17 protein-coding genes and 2 pseudogenes are annotated in these 16355 nt (G+C 76.1%); 14 read left to right on the forward strand and 5 right to left on the reverse strand.

The window, feature by feature from the left end:
* The 4 genes from FVA95_RS24900 to FVA95_RS24915 all read left to right on the forward strand — a co-directional run.
* The coding region (locus tag FVA95_RS24900) for a transposase (protein ID WP_193564271.1) at positions 1–392 on the forward strand (392 nt) is incomplete at its 5' end.
* Positions 361–1110: a glycosyltransferase gene (locus FVA95_RS24905; protein ID WP_240051717.1), complete on the forward strand. Its 750-nt coding sequence runs from the start codon at positions 361–363 to the stop codon at positions 1108–1110. The genes FVA95_RS24900 and FVA95_RS24905, both read left to right, overlap by 32 nt.
* On the forward strand, positions 1107–2159 hold the full coding sequence (locus FVA95_RS24910) for a glycosyltransferase (RefSeq protein WP_149666315.1): 1053 nt from the start codon (positions 1107–1109) through the stop codon (positions 2157–2159). Before FVA95_RS24905 ends, FVA95_RS24910 begins: the two co-directional genes overlap by 4 nt.
* Positions 2156–2956, forward strand: a complete 801-nt coding sequence (locus FVA95_RS24915; RefSeq protein ID WP_149666316.1) for a glycosyltransferase family 2 protein — start codon at positions 2156–2158, stop codon at positions 2954–2956. Before FVA95_RS24910 ends, FVA95_RS24915 begins: the two co-directional genes overlap by 4 nt.
* A 13-nt stretch (positions 2957–2969) precedes the next feature.
* Here the strand turns inward: FVA95_RS24915 and FVA95_RS31025 are convergent, their stop codons facing one another.
* The 3 genes from FVA95_RS31025 to FVA95_RS24925 form a co-directional block, all read right to left on the reverse strand.
* Positions 2970–3131: a hypothetical protein gene (locus FVA95_RS31025; RefSeq protein WP_161992432.1), complete on the reverse strand. Its 162-nt coding sequence runs from the start codon at positions 3129–3131 to the stop codon at positions 2970–2972.
* Between the two features lie 107 nt (positions 3132–3238).
* Positions 3239–3802, reverse strand: coding sequence for a hypothetical protein (locus tag FVA95_RS24920; protein ID WP_149666317.1), 564 nt, complete (start codon positions 3800–3802; stop codon positions 3239–3241).
* 30 nt (positions 3803–3832) lie between these two features.
* Complete coding sequence (locus FVA95_RS24925) at positions 3833–4453, reverse strand: LysE family translocator (RefSeq protein ID WP_149666318.1); 621 nt, start codon at positions 4451–4453, stop codon at positions 3833–3835.
* Between the two features lie 81 nt (positions 4454–4534).
* Here FVA95_RS24925 and FVA95_RS24930 point away from each other — a divergent pair, with 81 nt between their 5' ends.
* Positions 4535–5020 carry an Lrp/AsnC family transcriptional regulator gene (locus tag FVA95_RS24930; protein WP_149666319.1) on the forward strand — a complete coding sequence of 162 codons (486 nt, stop codon included), beginning with the start codon at positions 4535–4537 and terminating at the stop codon, positions 5018–5020.
* Between the two features lie 5 nt (positions 5021–5025).
* On the opposite strand, the gene FVA95_RS24935 is transcribed toward FVA95_RS24930, so the two are convergent.
* Positions 5026–6210 carry an alcohol dehydrogenase catalytic domain-containing protein gene (locus FVA95_RS24935; RefSeq protein WP_149666320.1) on the reverse strand — a complete coding sequence of 395 codons (1185 nt, stop codon included), beginning with the start codon at positions 6208–6210 and terminating at the stop codon, positions 5026–5028.
* Positions 6211–6524: 314 nt separating this feature from the next.
* Here FVA95_RS24935 and FVA95_RS24940 point away from each other — a divergent pair, with 314 nt between their 5' ends.
* The 8 genes and pseudogenes from FVA95_RS24940 (at position 6525) to FVA95_RS24975 (ending at position 15558) form a co-directional block, all read left to right on the forward strand.
* The gene (locus FVA95_RS24940; protein WP_149666321.1) at positions 6525–8117 is read left to right on the forward strand and encodes an NAD(P)/FAD-dependent oxidoreductase; all 1593 of its coding nucleotides are present in this window, start codon (positions 6525–6527) and stop codon (positions 8115–8117) included.
* A gap of 55 nt (positions 8118–8172) precedes the next feature.
* A complete protein-coding gene (locus FVA95_RS24945) occupies positions 8173–9195 on the forward strand; it encodes an acyl-CoA dehydrogenase family protein (RefSeq protein ID WP_240051718.1) in 1023 nt (340 codons plus the stop codon).
* Between the two features lie 140 nt (positions 9196–9335).
* Positions 9336–10202: pseudogene (locus tag FVA95_RS34035) on the forward strand (bifunctional PIG-L family deacetylase/class I SAM-dependent methyltransferase); the annotation flags it as partial.
* 86 nt (positions 10203–10288) lie between these two features.
* On the forward strand, positions 10289–10480 hold the full coding sequence (locus tag FVA95_RS33230) for a hypothetical protein (RefSeq protein WP_149666322.1): 192 nt from the start codon (positions 10289–10291) through the stop codon (positions 10478–10480).
* Entirely contained in the window at positions 10477–11316 is an 840-nt protein-coding gene (locus tag FVA95_RS33235) for a glycosyltransferase family 2 protein (RefSeq protein ID WP_240051719.1), read from the forward strand. Before FVA95_RS33230 ends, FVA95_RS33235 begins: the two co-directional genes overlap by 4 nt.
* Positions 11317–11395: 79 nt before the next feature.
* Positions 11396–11977: an HAD family phosphatase gene (locus tag FVA95_RS24965; protein WP_149666323.1), complete on the forward strand. Its 582-nt coding sequence runs from the start codon at positions 11396–11398 to the stop codon at positions 11975–11977.
* Between the two features lie 128 nt (positions 11978–12105).
* The gene (locus FVA95_RS24970; RefSeq protein ID WP_149666324.1) at positions 12106–13101 is read left to right on the forward strand and encodes an amidohydrolase family protein; all 996 of its coding nucleotides are present in this window, start codon (positions 12106–12108) and stop codon (positions 13099–13101) included.
* 327 nt (positions 13102–13428) lie between these two features.
* Positions 13429–15558: a DEAD/DEAH box helicase gene (locus tag FVA95_RS24975; RefSeq protein ID WP_149666325.1), complete on the forward strand. Its 2130-nt coding sequence runs from the start codon at positions 13429–13431 to the stop codon at positions 15556–15558.
* Positions 15559–15615: 57 nt separating this feature from the next.
* On the opposite strand, the pseudogene FVA95_RS24980 reads toward FVA95_RS24975, so the two are convergent.
* Positions 15616–16070, reverse strand: a pseudogene (locus tag FVA95_RS24980) (alpha/beta fold hydrolase); the annotation flags it as partial.
* 68 nt (positions 16071–16138) lie between these two features.
* Between FVA95_RS24980 and FVA95_RS24985 the strand changes: the two are divergent.
* A partial coding sequence (locus FVA95_RS24985) for a sigma factor-like helix-turn-helix DNA-binding protein (protein ID WP_193564260.1) occupies positions 16139–16355 on the forward strand: 217 nt, incomplete at its 3' end.

Genomic DNA, 16355 nt, shown 5'->3' on the forward strand with positions numbered 1-16355 from the left:
GAGCTATTTACACCGCGTCCACCGCCGATGCCGCTGCAGCCGCGCTGGATGATCTCGATGACGAGTGGGGGCGAGCCTATCCGGCGATGATACGTTTGTGGCGTAACGCCTGGACCGAGTTCGTGCCGTTCCTCGACTACGACATCGAGGTCCGGAGGGTGATCTGTACGACGAACGCGATCGAATCGTTGAACGCCCGCTACCGGCGAGCGGTCCGAGCGCGAGGGCATTTCCCCAGCGAGCAGGCCGCGATGAAATGTCTGTACCTTGTCACCCGCAGCCTCGACCCGACCGGACGAGGCCACACCCGATGGATGATGCGCTGGAAGCCAGTCCTCAACGCCTTCGCCATCACTTTCGGTGACCGCTGGCCGGGCGCCGAGCACTACTGACAACATCGCCGGAACCACCGTTCTCGTTACAGACCCGCACACACCGCCGACCCCGTGGATGGAGTCCGCCGTGCGGCTCGGTGACCCGCACCGGCTGCGGTTCGCGGCGGTCAGCGCGCACACGGCCCGCGCGTGGGCGCCGACCGGGGCCCACGCGACGGTCGTCCGCAACGGCGTCGACATCGCGGCCTGGGAGTACGGGCCGGGCGGCGGGGTCCCGGTGTGGTCGGGCCGGGTCGTGCCGGAGAAGGGTCCGGTGGAGGCGATCCGCGCGGCGCGGCTGGCCGGGACCGGGCTGCGGCTGGCCGGGCCGTGCCCGGACCGGGCGTTCTTCGACACCTGCGTCGCCCCGCTGCTCGGCGACGGCGTCGACTACGTGGGTCATCTCGACCACCGGGCGCTGGCCCGTCTGGTCGGGGACGCGACCGTCGCCGTCGTGTCGCCGTGCTGGGACGAGCCCTACGGTCTGGTCGTCGCCGAGGCGCTGGCCTGCGGCACCCCGATCGCCGGGTTCGCCAGAGGCGCGCTGCCCGAGATCGTCGACCCGCTCAGCGGGGTGCTGGCCGAGCCCGGCGACGTCGAGGGTCTGGCCGAGGCGATCCGCGCGGCGTCGCTGTTGTCGCGCACCGATGCCCGCCGGCACGCCGAGGCGACCTGCTCGGCCGAGGTGATGGTCGAGGGCTATGAGCGGATCTACCGTGCCCTGGCCGCCGCATGACCGGCGGCACGATCGTCTACTACGTGCACCACCACGGCAGTGGGCACGCCCACCGCGCCGCCGCGATCGCCGCGCACTGCCGCACCCCGGTCGTCGGGGTGGGGAGCAGGCCCGCCCCGCCCGGCTGGCCCGGCGCCTGGCACGAGCTGCCCCCGGACACCGGCGGCAGCGACACCTGCACCAGTACCGACACCGACACCGACACCGCCGATGTGACCGCGGGCGGGACGCTGCACTGGGTGCCGCGCCGGCACGACGGTCTGCGTGCTCGCACCGCCGCGGTCTCGGCGGTGCTCGCCGCGGGACCGGCCCAGCTGCTCGTGGCCGACGTGTCGGTGGAGATCGCCCTGCTGGCGCGGCTGCACGGGGTTTCGGTCGCCGTCGTCGCGCAGCCCGGGGAGCGGCTCGACCGGCCGCACCGCACCGCCTACGACCTGGCCGAGGTGCTCCTCGCGCCGTGGCCCGCGGACCCGCCGCGGCCGTGGCGCCCGGAGCTGACCGGCCGGACGGTGCACCTGGGCGGTCTGTCCCGCTACGACGACCGCACCGCCGGCCCGAGCCCGGGCCGGCGTCGGGTGCTGGTCCTGACCGGCAGCGGCGACGGCGGCGCCGACCCGGCCGCGCTCGCCGCCGCGGCCGCCGCCACCCCGGACTGGACCTGGCGGGTCGCGGGCGGCCTCACCGGCGTGCTGCGTGACGCCCCGCCGAACCTCACGTGCGCCGGCTGGACGGGCGAGGTGTGGGCGGAGCTGGCCGACGCCGACGTCGTCGTCGGCCACGCCGGCCAGAACGTCGTCGCCGAGATCGCCGCCGCGCGCCGGGCCGCTGTCGTCGTCCCGGCCGAGCGTCCGTACGGCGAGCAGACCGCGACCGGTGCGGTGCTGCGGGCGGCGGGGCTCGCCACGGTCCGCGACCGCTGGCCCGCCCCGGCCGACTGGCCGGGGGTGCTCGACGAGGCGCTGTCCCGCGGTGGGACGGGCTGGTCGCGCTGGTCCGACGGTCGGGGCGCGGAACGGGCGGCCGCGGTCCTCGACCGGATCGCCGCGTGAGGGCGCCCGGGACGCGGGTCGCCGTGGTCACCGTGGTCCGCGGCCGCGCCGACCACCTCGCCCGCCAGCGACGTGTGCTCGCCGCGGGCCCACCGGTGAGCCACGTCGTCGTCGGGATGGGCGAGGACCCCGTGACCGACGGTGCGGGCCCCCCGACCCGGAGCCTGACCGTCCCCGCACCGGGCCCGTTGTCGCTGGCCGCGGCACGCAACGCCGGGGCGGTCGCCGCGCTCGCCGACGGGGCGACGCTGCTGGTGTTCCTCGACGTGGACTGCCTGCCCGGTGACGACCTGGTGAGCGGCTACCGCCGCGCCGCGGCACGGCGCCCGGACGCGCTGCTGTGCGGACCGGTCACCTACCTGCCGGCGGGGGTGCTGCCGGAGCGGGACCTGCACCAGCACACCGATCCGCACCCGGCGCGCCCGGCTCCGGCCGACGGAACCCTGGTGGCCGAACCGCGTCGCGAGCTGTTCTGGTCACTGTCGTTCGCCGTCGCCGCCGACGCGTGGCGGGCCGGCGGCGGGTTCTGCGAGGACTACGCCGGCTACGGCGGCGAGGACACCGACTTCGCACTGTCCTGCGGGCTGGACCTGGTGTGGGTGGGCGGGGCGCACGCCTACCACCAGCACCATCCACCGGCCCGTACCGACCCGGCCCGGATCGCCGAGATCGTCGGCAACGCCCGGCTGTTCCACGCCCGGTGGGGCTGGTGGCCGATGGCGGGCTGGCTGCGCGAGCTGCACACGGCGGGCGCAGTGGAGTTCGACCCGCGGCGCGACATGCTGCGGGTCGGATGAGACCGGCCGGGACTCAGCAGGCGGCGCGGGGCGGGCAGGCGCAGAACTGCACCGGCCGCATGCACGAGTAGCACAGGTCCGACGCCCGGCCCGGCCGCGCACGGCGGGCCAGGGCCCGGTGTGCGAACGCGAGGATCGACATGAGCGCGATCTTCCCCGGCGACACCGCGTTCACACGCCACCGGTCCGGATATGGGACGGACGGCGGCGCGGCTGCGACGGACGGCCCCGGCCGGCGCGACGTCCGGTCGAGCGGCTGCGGCCGTCCGCCTCAGCGCGGGCTCACTCCGGGCCCTGCGAGCGCAGCTCCTCCACCCGTCCCATCGCCTCGCGCAGCTCGGTCAGCCACTCGTCGGCGTGCCGGCCGACCAGGCGCACCGACCAGGCCAGCGCGTCCGACCGGGACCGGGCCACCCCGGCGTCGACGAGGGTGTCGAGCACCGCCCGCTCGGGCTGGCGCAGCCGGGTCATCACCGGCACCGAGATCGTCGTGAACAGCTCGCGGGTCCCGCCGATCCGCGCGCCCCAGGCGACCTTGCGCCGGTAGCGGCTCTCGGCCTGGCGGGCGATCTCGATCCGCCGGTCCCGGGTCTCCTCCCGGAACCGCGAGATCCGCCCGGCCTCGGCGGCCGCGGCGTCGGCACGCCCCTCGTCGGTGTCGGGGTGGTCGCCGCCCGGCGGGGGCAGCCCCCCCACCACGACGATCTCGTCCCGGTCGACCGTCACCTCCGGCGCCCCGGTGAACCACCCGTCGGGCAGCCGGCCGGAGAACCACGCCGCGGCGTCGTCGGCCGGGGGGAGGTCGGCCTGTTGCCAACCGCCCCGCCCGCGTCCTCGTCCTGTCATCGCGCACCTCCCACATCGGTGCTTACATAATTACACCGTTGCGAGCTGGGACGCCAGCAGCACGGCACCGAAGGTCACCATCGCGACACCCGCGACCCGCGACACCACGCGCGCGGCGGCGGGCCGGGCGGCCAGGACGGCGCGGGCGCCGACGCCCACGCCGGTGTAGACGAGCGCGCAGCCGAGGACGTGCACGAGGCCGAGCAGGAGGATCTGACCGCCGACGGGGACCGGCGCGGCCGGGTCGGTGAACTGCGGCAGCAGCGCCAGGAACAGCAGCAGCGCCTTCGGGTTGAGCCCGCTGACCCCGGCGCCACGGACAAGGTCGCCGAGCCCGGACCCCCCGCCGTCGACGGCCGCCACGGCGGGACCGGCCGGGCGGAGCAGTGTCGTCGCGCCGAGCACCAGCAGGTAGACCGCGCCGACGGCGGTGAGCACGGTGAGGACCTCCGGCCGGCGCGCGACGACCGCGGCGATCCCGGCCGCGACCAGCCCGGTGAGCGCCAGGTGCCCACCGAGCAGCCCCGCCAACGACGGCAGCACGGTCCGCCCGCGCAGCCCCGCGCGGATCATGTACGCCCAGTCCGCACCGGGCGTCAGGACCAGCAGCAACGACAGGCCGGAGAACCCCAGCACACTTCCGATCGGCATGCCACGACGCTAGGTACGAGACGCCGACAGGTGTTCCCGTAGTTCCCACCGAGCACCCGGCATGGTGCAAGATTCTTCTCCGTGGACACGATCGACCGGAAGATTCTTGCCGAGCTGCAGGCCGACGGCCGCCTGACCGTCACCGAGCTGGCCGAGCGGGTGCAGCTGTCGGTGTCGCCGTGCCACCGCAGGCTGCGCGCCCTGGAGTCCTCCGGGGCCATCGCGGGCTACCGCGCCCACCTCGACGCGCACCGGCTCGGCCTGGGGTTCGACGCGCTGGTGTTCGTGACCATGCACGAGGCCGTGCAGGACACCGTGCAGGCGTTCGAGTCGGCCGTCGACGACATCGAGCAGGTCGTCGCGGCACAGCGGCTGTTCGGCGACCCGGACTACCTGCTGCGGATCATCACCCGGGACCTGCCCGCGTTCCAGCGGCTCTACGACGAGCGCCTCACCACGCTGCCCGGTGTGCAGCGGCTGTCCTCGACCCTGGTGATGAAGGACGTCGTCGCCGACCGGGGGCTGCCGCTGGAGCACGGGCTCGGCACCGGAAGACGAGGATCATGACGAGCTCAGGGGGTGAACAGCACCTTCACCGCGCCGTCGCTCTTGTCCTGGAACATCGAGTAGGCCTGGGCGGCCTCCTCCAGCGGGACCCGGTGGGTGGCGAAGTGGTCGACGCCGAGCGGGTCGTCGTCGCCGAGCAGCGGCAGCAGGTCCGGGACCCAGCGCCACACGTTGGCCTGACCCATCCGCATCTGCACCTGCTTGTCGAACAGGGTGAGCAGCGGCAGTGGGGTGGCGCTGCCGCCGTAGACGCCCGACAGTGAGATCGTGCCGCCCCGGCGCACCGCGCCGATCGCCAGCTCCAGCGCCGCGGTCCGGTCGCTACCGGCCGTCTCCATGACTGTGCGGCCCAGCCCGAAGGGCATCGCGGCCACGAGCTTCTGGGCCGCGGCCGCGACCGGGGACCCGTGCGCCTCCATGCCGACCGCGTCGATGACGGCGTCGGCGCCACGGCCCCGGGTCATCGACCGGATCGCGCCGAGCACCTCGTCGTCGCCGTGGCCCAGGTCGAGCGTGGTCACCCCGCGCGCCTCGACCCGGGCCAGGCGCTCCGGCACGATGTCCACGCCGACCACCCGCCGGACCCCCAGATGCGCGGCGATCCGGGTGCACATGTCGCCGATCGGCCCGAGCCCCAGCACCACCAGCGTCCCGTCGGCGGGCGTCGCGGCGTACTGCACGGCCTGGTAGGCGGTCGGCAGCACGTCGGACAGGAACAGGAACCGGTCGTCCGGCGGGCCCTCGGGGACCCGGATGGGCAGCGAGTTGCCGAACGGCACCCGCAGGTACTCGGCCTGTCCGCCGGGCACCTGCCCGTAGAGCTGGGTGTAGCCGAACAGGGACGCGCCGGTCCCCTGCTCACGGTTCTGGGTGGTCTCGCACTGCGACTGCAGGCCGCGCTCGCACATCCAGCAGTGCCCGCAGCTGACGTTGAACGGGGTCACGACGCGGTCACCGACCGAGAGCTCGGTGACGGCCGACCCCACCTCCGCCACGACACCCATCGGCTCGTGGCCGAGGATGTCGCCGGGGGTCAGGAACGGGGTGAGCACCTCGTAGAGGTGCAGGTCGGAGCCGCACAGGCCGGAGCTGGTGATCTGTACGACCACGTCGTCGGGCTGCTCGATGACCGGGTCGGGAACGGTGTCCACCCGGACGTCGCGGCGGCCGTGCCAGGTCAGGGCACGCATGGGTCTCCTCGGGGTCGCCGGTGGTGTGGGCGCCCGGCTACCCGGGCGCACCCCGGCGAAACCGGCACGGGCGTCCGGCCGGCACCGTGCATCCGGCGGTCCGTCCCACCGCGGCCCCTCGCGTGGCCGTGGGAGTGGTGCCGGGACCGGGTCGGCATACTCGACCGGATCTGCGGCACCGGTCGGTCCGGCGTGCCGACGCGGCCACCCGCGCATCGGCGGGGGCTGCCGATCGTGACCGGCATGACGTCCGTGAGCCCGGGTACCGCGGAGGCAGAGCGGACCCGCGGGCCGTGGCACGGGAGGGGGACCGAGTGGCAGAACGGGTCGACGCCGTCGTCGTCGGGGCCGGGCACAACGGTCTGGTCGCGGCGAACCTGCTCGCCGACGCCGGCTGGGACGTCCTGGTCTGCGAGGCCGCCCAGGCGCCGGGCGGCGCCGTGCGGTCGGCCGAGATCACCGCGCCCGGCTTCGTCAGCGACCTCGCCAGCGCCTTCCACCCGCTCGGCGCCGCGTCCCCGGTGCTGCGCGAGCTCGACCTCGGCGCGCACGGGCTGGTGTGGCGCCACGCCCCCGCCGTGCTCGCCCACCCCACCCCCGACGGCCGGTGCGCGGTGCTGCACCGCCGCCTCGACGACACCGCCGACGCGCTCGACGACGACCACCCCGGCGACGGCGCCGCGTGGCGCGCCCTCGTCGCGCAGTGGGACCGGATCGGCGACGACGTCCTCGCGGCCGCGCTGCGCCCGTTCCCACCGGTCCGCCCGGCGACCCGGCTGCTGCGCACGCTCGGCACCGGCGACGCCCTGCGGCTGGCCCGGATGCTGGTACAGCCGGTCGCCCGGATGGCCCGGGAGCACTTCGGGGGCCGGGCCGCCCCGCTGCTGCTCGCGGGCAACGCCCTGCACACCGACCTCGGGCCGGACTCCGCGGCGGGCGCCGCCTACGGCTGGCTGCTGGCGATGCTCGGGCAGCGCGTCGGCTTCCCCGTCCCGGAGGGCGGGGCCGGTGCCCTGACCGATGCGCTCGTCGCCCGGCTCGCGGCACGGGGCGGTCGGCTCGACTGCGGACGACCGGTCCGGACCGTGCTGGTCGGACCGTCCGGACGGGCCAGCGGTGTCGTGGACGCGTCCGGGCAGCGCGTCCTCGCCCGCCGGGCGGTGCTCGCCGACGTCGACGCGCCCCGCCTCTACCGCGACCTCGTCGGCGAGGAGCACCTGCCGGCCCGCTTCGTGGCCGACCTCGACCGGTTCCAGTGGGACCACTCCACGGTGAAGCTCGACTGGGCGCTCGACGGGCCGGTCCCCTGGACCGCGCCGGGCGCCCGGTCGGCGGGCACCGTGCACCTCGGCGCCGACCTCGACGGCCTGCGCCGCTACGCCGCCGACCTCACCGCGGGCCGGCTGCCCGGCGACCCGTTCCTGCTGTTCGGGCAGATGACCACGGCCGACCCGACCCGCTCCCCGCCCGGCACCGAGTCGGCGTGGGCCTACACCCACGTGCCGCGCGGGCTCGGCTGGGGCCGCGACGAGGTGCTGCGCTGGGCCGATCGGATGCAGCAGGTCGTGGAGGACCACGCCCCCGGGTTCGGGTCGCTGGTCAGGGCCCGCGCCGTCGCCGGACCCGCGGACCTGCAGCGCCGCGACGGCAACCTCGTCGACGGGGCGATCACCGCGGGCACCTCCGCGGTGCACCAGCAGCTGGTGTTCCGTCCGGTGCCGGGTCTCGGCCGCGCCGACACCCCGGTGCCGGGCCTGTTCCTGGCCGGGGCGTCGGCGCACCCCGGCGGGGCGGTGCACGGCGGGCCCGGAGCCAACGCGGCGCGGGCCGCGCTGGCCGCGGCGGGGGCGACCGGTGCGCTCTACCGGGGCGCGGTCCGGTTCGCCCACCGGCGGCTGTACGGCTGAGCCGACCACCCTCCGGTCGGGTTTGGACCCGCGCGAGCCGGACATACGGCAATCCGTGACCATCGATCACCGACCCGCCGTCACCGGCACCGGCGTCCTGGACCCGGTGCCCGCGCCGACCGGCCCCACCGAGCCGTTCCCGGCCGCGCCCGGGGCGACGCTCACGGCCGTCGTGGCCGCCGGTGAGCTGGACCTCCCGCTGCCCGGCGCCGGGGCGACCGCGGCCCGGTGGGCCCGGCTGGCCCGCATCGCACGACGGGACCTGCCGGTCGCACGGCTCGCCGAGGGGCACGCCGACGCCGTCGCCATCCTCGCCGACCTCCACCGCTCCCCCGCCCCGGGTGCCCGTTACGGGGTCTGGGCGTCGCGGTCCGGCGGCGGGGCCCGGCTCGACGGCGGCCGCGACGGGCTGCGCCTCACGGGCACCGTGCGGTTCTGCTCGGGCACCCACCTGCTCGACCGGGCCCTGGTCGTCGCCGGGGCGCAGGACGGCACCCGGCTCGTGGACCTGGACCTGCGCGCCCCGCAGGTGGAACGGGTGACCGCCTGGCGGGCCTCCGGGATGGCCGCCAGCGACACCCACGACGTCGTACTGCACGACGTGCCCGTGCCGGCCGAGGCCGTCGTCGGCGGCCCGGACGCCTACACCGCACGCCCCGGCTTCGCCCACGGCGGCGCCGGGGTGGCCGCGGTGTGGCTGGGTGCCGCCGCCGCGGTCGTCGACCACGTCGCGGAACCCCTGCGCACCACCGACCCGGACCCGCACCGGCTCGCCGCGCTGGGAGCGGTGCACGCGGCCGTCGCCGCCGCCGACGCCCTGCTCGCCGTCACCGCCGCCCGGATCGACGCCGACCCCACGAGCCCCCACCACGACGCGGTGGCCACCGTGCGGGCCGCGGTGGAGCGGGCGTGCCGCACCGTCCTCGACGCCGCCCCGGAGATCGCCGGGGTGGCCGTGCTGGCCGGGTCGCCGCTGCTCACCGAACGTCTCGCGGACCTGCAGATCTACCTCCGCCAGCACCACGGCGGACGCGACCTCGCCGCCCTCGGGCGCGCCCTGGTCGCCCCGGCGACCTGATGGAGCCGGTACAGGCCGCGCACGTCTGGGAGGACGCGGCCGTGACCCTCGCCCGGCGCGAGCTGGACCCGTCGGCGTTCGGCCGCCTGGTCGTGGTCTGCGCCCACCCCGACGACGAGACCCTCGGCGCGGCCGGGCTCATGCGCGGCGTCGTCGCCGCGGGCGGCACCGTCGAGATCGTCCTGGCCAGCGACGGGGAGGCCGCTCTGCCCGAGGTCGGGTCGATCGACCGGGCCGAGCTGGCCCGCACCCGCCTCGCCGAGCTCGACGCGGCGCTGGCCGAGCTGGGCGTCCCCGCGACGGTGCACCGGCTCGGGCTGCCGGACTCGGCGTTGCACGAGGACCGGCTCGTCGGGCCGCTGACCGGGCTGCTCGCCGGCGCCGACGCCTGGGCGAGCCCATGGCGCGGCGACCCCCACCCCGACCACGCCGCGGTCGGGCGGGCCTGCCCCCGGGCCGCCCCGGTGACCGCCCACGGCTTCGGGTTCCCGATCTGGGCGCGCACCCGGATCGCGCCGACCGACCCCGGCGTGCCGTGGGACCGCGCCCACCGACTGACCCTGTCGCCCGAGGACCGCGACGCCCGGCGGCGCGCGATCGCCGCGCACGCGTCGCAGTCCGCGGTGCCGCCCGGCGGGACCCGGGCGGTGCTGTCCGCGGCGACGCTCGCGCACTTCGACGGCGACCACGAGGTCCACTTCCGGGAGCCGTCGCCCGCGGGGGCGCCGCCGGAGCTGTTCGCCGGGCTCTACCGCGACGGCGCCGACCCCTGGGACGTGCGCGGCTCGTTCTACGAGCGGCGCAAGCGCGACGTCCTGCTGGCCTGCCTGCCCCGGGAGCACTACGCCCTCGCCGCCGAACCGGCGTGCGGGCTCGGCGAGCTGACCCGCGCGCTGGCGGCCCGCTGCGACCGGCTGGTGGCCTCCGACGTCGTCGACGAGGCCGTCGTCGCCACCACCGAGGCCGTCCGCGGGACCCCGGGCGTCGAGATCCTCAGGGCCGACGTCGACGACGACCGGGCCGTCCCCTGCGGCGTCGACCTCGTCGTGCTCGCGGAGTTCCTCTATACCTGCCCGCCACGCGGGTCGACGCCGTGCTCGACCGCATCGCGGGTGCGTTGGTACCGGGCGGCGACCTGGTGCTGGTGCACTGGCGGCAGTGGCCCGCCGAGGCACCCGCCGACGCCGCGGCCGTGCATGCACGCGTGCTGGCCGACGACCGCTTCGACACCCTGGTCGAGCACACCGACCAGCAGTTCCTGCTGCACGTGGTCCGGCGCCGGTGAGCCGGCCCGCGCGGACCCGTGGCGCACCGTCCGCCGTCGGGGTGCTCGTCCCCGCCCACGACGAGGCGGCCACCGTCGCCGCCTGCGTCCGCTCCGTGCTGACCGCCCTCGACCACACGCCCGGGCTCACCGCGCGGGCGCTGTGCGTGGTCGCCGACCGCTGCTCCGACGCCACCGCCGCGCTCGCCCGGGCCGCGGCCGCGACGCACCCGGCCGCGGCCCGGGTGCGGGTGACGGTGCTCGAACCCACCGCCGGGGTGGCCCCGCTGCCCGGCGGCCGGCCCGTGCAGCGGCCGCACGAGGTCGCCGGACCGGTCACGATCGGCGCGGTCCGCGAGCTCGCCGCCCGCACCCTGGCCACGCTGCTCGCCGCCGACGGCGCCACCCCCGCCACGAGCTGGCTGCTCGGCACCGACGCCGACGGCACCGTGACCCCCGGCTGGGTGGCCGAGCACCTGGCACTGGCCGCGGCCGGCGCCGACGCCGTCGCCGGTGGGGTGGTGCTCGACGTGCCCGGGCTGCCGCGCCCGCCCGGTGAGCCGGCGCCGCCCGAGCACCCGGTGTACGGGGCCAACCTGGGCGTACGCGCCGACGCGTGGGCGGCGGTGGGCGGGTTCCCGCCGCTGGCATGCGGCGAGGACCATGGGCTCGTCGCCCGACTGCGGGCCGGTGGCTACCGCGTCGTCCCGGGTGCGCCCGGGACGGTTCGGACCAGCGCCCGCACCCGGGGCCGTGCCCGCGGCGGGCTGGCCGACCTGCTGCGCGACGCCGGTCCGGCCCTCCGGCAGCCCCGGCCGGGTGTCGGCGCGGGCGGGGCGGGGCGGCCGGTCGCGTGAGCGCGGCCGCCGGGGGTCAGGGCGGGGGCTCGTCGACCTCGTCGGGCGTGGACACCGCAGACCTGGGTACCCCGCGCGGATGACGACCCCGGACACCGCGGTGATCGACGTCGACGGCACGCTCGTCGACACGAACTACCACCACACGCTGGCCTGGTCCCGCGCCCTGCGCCGGTTCGACGTCACGGTGCCGCTGTGGCGGCTGCACCGCGCCGTCGGGATGGGCGGCGACCAGCTGGTGCCCGCCGTGGCGGGACAGGAGTTCGAGGACGCCCACGGCGACGACGCCCGCGCGGCCTGGAAGGAGGAGTTCGACCCGCTGCTCGGCGAGGTCGTCGCGTTGCCGCAGGCCGCGGAGCTGCTCGCCGACCTGCGCGACGGCTTCGGGATGAAGGTCGTGCTGGCCAGCTCCGGCGACCCGGAGCACGTCGAGGCCTACCTCGACCTGTTCGGCGGGCGCGAGCTGGCCGACGCCTGCCTCACCCGGTCCGACGCGCGCCGCACCAAGCCCGATCCCGACCTGGTCAGAACCGCGGTGCGCCGGGTCGCCGGGTCGACCGCGTTCGTGCTGGGGGACTCGGAGTGGGACGTGCGCGCCGTCGAGGTCCTCACCGACCTCGCGGCGGTGCGGCAGGCGATCCCACGGATCCTGCGCGGCTGACCCGGCCTCCCGGGCCCGGCATGCCGCGGAGCTGCCCGGTGCCGTGACCACTGCCGTGCCCGCGGTGCCAGGATCGTCCTCGGCCCCGTGATCACGCGGCCGGTCCTCCGACAGCCGCGGGAGCACGCATGACGATCATCGCCGTCGAGGAGCACTGGACCTCCCCCGCGCTGGACGCGGCACTGGCCGCCCTGCCGGCGGACCGGCGGGACCCGAGCACCGCGCTGAACGACATCGGTGACCACCTCGCGCAGCTGCACGACCTCGGCGCGGGCCGGATCACCGCGATGGACGCCCAGGGCGTCGACCTGCAGGTGCTCTCGATCGCCCCGCCCTCGACCGGGCCGCTGGACCCGGCGGACGCGGTCGCGCTGTGCCGCGAGCTCAACGACACCGCCGCCGCGGCCGTCGCCGACCGTCCGCGACGCCTGCGGGCGATGGCGACCCTGCCCACCGCGGCGCCGTCGGCGGTCGCGGCCGAGCTGGAACGCGCCGCCGACCTGGGCATGGTCGGGGCGATGGTCTACGGCCGCAGCGGCGAGCTCCTGCTCGACGACCCGCGCCTCGACGATCTGTTCGCCGTCGCCGCAGCGCGTGCGCTGCCGGTGTTCGTGCACCCGCAGGTCCCGCCGCCCGCCGTGCGCGACGCGTCGTACTCCGGGTTCGGCGGCACCACCGACCTGGCGCTCGCGACGTTCGGGTGGGGCTGGCACGTGGAGGCCGCCGTCGCGGTGCTGCGCCTGATCGCCCGCGGCACCTTCGACCGGCACCCGGGTCTGACCGTCGTGCTCGGCCACTGGGGGGAGCTGCTACCCTACTGGGCCGATCGGGCGAACGGCGTCGCCCGGGTCGCGGGACTGGAGCGCTCGGTGCCCGAGTACGTGCGCGAGAACATCGTGCTCACCTGCTCGGGCATGCTCGACCCCGCGCACCTGCGGCACGCGCTGGCGGTGACCACGCCCGACCGGCTGCTGTTCTCGACCGACCACCCCTTCCAGCACCCGTCGCGGGTGGAGGTCGAGGCGTTCCTCGACGAGTTCGGCGCCACCGACCGCGCCCTGTTCACCGAGGGCAACGCCCGCCGGCTGTTCCGGATCGAGGGACCGGTCGGCCCGGACCGGTGACGGCAGTGATGTCGGCAGTGGTGTCGCCCGCCACCGGTGTGTCACGCGCCGACCGGGCCCGCGCGGGGTAGGGTGGGACCCGGATCAGATCTGCCGCCCGTCCCGGGCGTTCCACGGCCGGGGCGGAGAGCGGGTCCCGGACACCGTCGACGGCCTGTGGCGCTTCCCGCAGCCGGACCGCCGACCTCCGTGACTGCGATCCCCCACCGGCCGGTTCGTGGTGCGGAGGGGCCATCAGGCCCTTCGTCACGTCGAGCACGTCCGGCCGCGGCCCCCGAAGGGACGCGGCCACGGACCGGCGCCGCAGGACGTCGACAGGAGCAGTACGTGGCGCGAGGAGGCAGGCCCCGGACCGGGGCTCGCCAGGGCACCCCCCAGCGACGTCGCCGCCCGCGCGGCAACGACGTGATGTCGGTGCTGACCGGGGCCGCACGCGAGGTGCGGACGGCTCTGCGGAGCGGCCGGGTCACCCCGGCCACCCGCACCAAGTTCCAGACGGTGGCGCTGCTGCTGCGTGACGAACGGGCCCGGGTCCGCGACCGGCACGACGACGCGAAGCGCGCCGAGACCCTGCAGCGCCTCGACGAGATCGCGAAGGCGCTGGCGATGGACGCGGTGCGCGACGCCGGCCTGCTGGCCCTGCTCGCCGACGACGCCGTCGTCTCCGACTCGGCGCGCGCGCTGAAGCGGGAGATGCTGCGCTCGGCCGGTATCGAGGTCGACGAGCCGGAGCCGGAACCGGAGCCCGTCGACGTCCCGCAGGTCCCGGCGAAGCCGCAGGTCGTGCCGCAGTCCGTGGTGGCCCGGCAGATGGCCAACCCGTTCCTGGCGCCCGACTTCTCCGCCGCCCCGCCGAGCGGCCCGCGCCCGACGCCGCTGACCGGCTGGGAGCTGCTCGGCCCGCTGCTGCGTTCCTTCGAGCGCGCCGGGGCCGGTGCCCCGGCCTGCATGGAGCTGCCCGAGCCGTCGACCCGCCCGATCCCGGGTGGCCGGGAGCTGATGCCGCACCAGGCGAAGCTCGTCGCCGCCGCCGAGAACGGGCACCGCACCTTCCTGCTCGCCGACGAGCCCGGCCTGGGCAAGACCGCGCAGGCGCTGCGCGCGGCGGAGGCGGCGAACGCCTACCCGCTGCTGGTGGTCGTGCCGAACGTGGTGAAGACCAACTGGGTGCGCGAGGCCGCGCTGTGGGCGCCGCGCCGGTCCGCGACCGCGATCCAGGGCAACGGCGACTCCGTCGACGGCTTCGCCGACATCGTCGTCGTCAACTACGAGGTGCTCGACCGGCACATCGGCTGGCTGGGCGACTTCGGGTTCCGCGGCATGGTCGTCGACGAGGCGCACTTCATCAAGAACCGCACCTCGCAGCGGTCCAAGCACGTCCTGGAGATCGCCGAGAAGATCCGGGCGTTCATCCCGCGACCGCTGCTCATGGCGCTGACCGGCACCCCGCTGATCAACGACGTCGAGGATTTCCTCGCCATCTGGCAGTTCCTCGGCTGGATCGACGCGACCAAGCCGCGCGCCGAGCTGCTCGACGCACTGACCGCGACCGGGATGACCCCGGCCGACGGGCTGTTCGAGCGCGCCGCCCGCCAGTGCGTCGTCGACATGGGCATCGTGCGTCGTCGCAAGATCGACGTCGCCGCGGACATCCCGGCCCGGCGCATCGCCGACCTGCCCGTCGAGATCGACGGCCCGACCGGCCGGTCCATCCGGGCGGCGGAGAAGGCGCTGGCCCGGCGGATGGTGGCCCGCTACACCGCCGCGCTGGCGGCCCGCCGGTCCGGCCCGGGCGTCGAGGGCATCGACCACGGCCTGGTCCGCGACGTCGCGGGCTGGGAGCAGAAGGACGCGGCGGAGGCGGGCTCCGGGGACAACGTCTTCACGATGATGCGCCGCCTCGGCCGGGCCAAGGCCGGGCTGGCGGCGGACTACGCGGTGCAGATCGCGCGCAGCGCGGGCAAGGTCGTGTTCTTCGCCAAGCACGTCGACGTCATGGACGCCGCCGAGCAGACCTTCGCCAAGCAGGGTGTGCGGTACTCCTCGATCCGCGGCGACCAGACGCCGGCGGTGCGCCAGCGCAACATCGACGCGTTCGTGAACGACCCGGGCGTCGCGGTGGCGGTGTGCTCGCTGACCGCGGCGGGGGTCGGGCTGAACCTGCAGGTCGCGTCGAACATCGTGCTCGCGGAGCTGTCCTGGACCGCGGCCGAGCAGACCCAGGCGATCGACCGCAGCCACCGGATCGGTCAGTCCGAACCGGTGACCGCGTGGCGGATCCTCGCCGCGCAGACGATCGACGCCCGGATCGCGGACCTGATCGACGCCAAGGCCGGTCTCGCGGCGGCGGCGCTCGACGGCGCCGACGACGTGTCCGGCTCGTCGGCCGACGTGCAGCGCGAGGCGCTGGTCGCGCTGCTCACCGAGGCGCTGGAGGCCGATCTGGCGGCCGCGTGAGCGGCGGTCGTCGTCGCGGCCGGGACCGACCCGCGCGTCCACCGTCGGGCGCACGCCTCACCGCGGGACCCGCTCCAGGAAGCGCCGCAGGTGCCCGGCGACGACGTCGAGGTGGCTCTCGAGCAGGAAGTGGCCGCCGTCCACCAGGTGCACCTCGACGTCCCCGGCGTCCCGGGCGAACGCCCGTGCCCCGTCCGGTCCGAAGATCTCGTCGTTGCGCCCCCACACCGCGAGCACCGGGACCCCCGAGGTCCGCAGGAACTCGTGCAGACGCGGGTACAACGGTCGGTTGGTGCGGTAGTCGCGGAACAGCGCGAGCTGGACCGCGTCGTTGCCCTCCCGCGAGACGAGCGCGTGGTCGTGGTGCCAGGTGTCCGGGTCCACCGTGCCCGGGTCGGGCACCCCGTGCAGGTACTGCCACCGGATCGCGTCGAGGCCGAGGGCAGCACGGACGGGGGCTCGGTCTCCGGGCCGGGCGCGTCCCCGTAGGCCCAGACGTCGGTCCAGATGTCGACGACGGCCTGAGACTGACCCCCTGACGTCGGATTGGGATTGACCCCTTCTGGGCGACGCTGAGGGGGTGTTGTCGGTGGAGGACTGGTCCGAGATCCGTCGTCTGCATCGGGCGGAGGGTGTCCCGATCAAGGAGATCTCCCGCCGGCTGGGAGTCGCGCGGAACACGGTGCGTTCGGCGCTGCGGGCGCCGGGCCCACCGCGGCGGGAACGGGGCCCGCGGGGTTCGCTGGCTGATGCGGTCGAGCCGCAGGTGCGGGCTCTGTTGGCGCAGTTCCCGCGGA

The sequence above is a fragment of the Pseudonocardia sp. EV170527-09 genome, from assembly GCF_008369905.1.
Taxonomy (GTDB): Bacteria; Actinomycetota; Actinomycetes; order Mycobacteriales; family Pseudonocardiaceae; genus Pseudonocardia.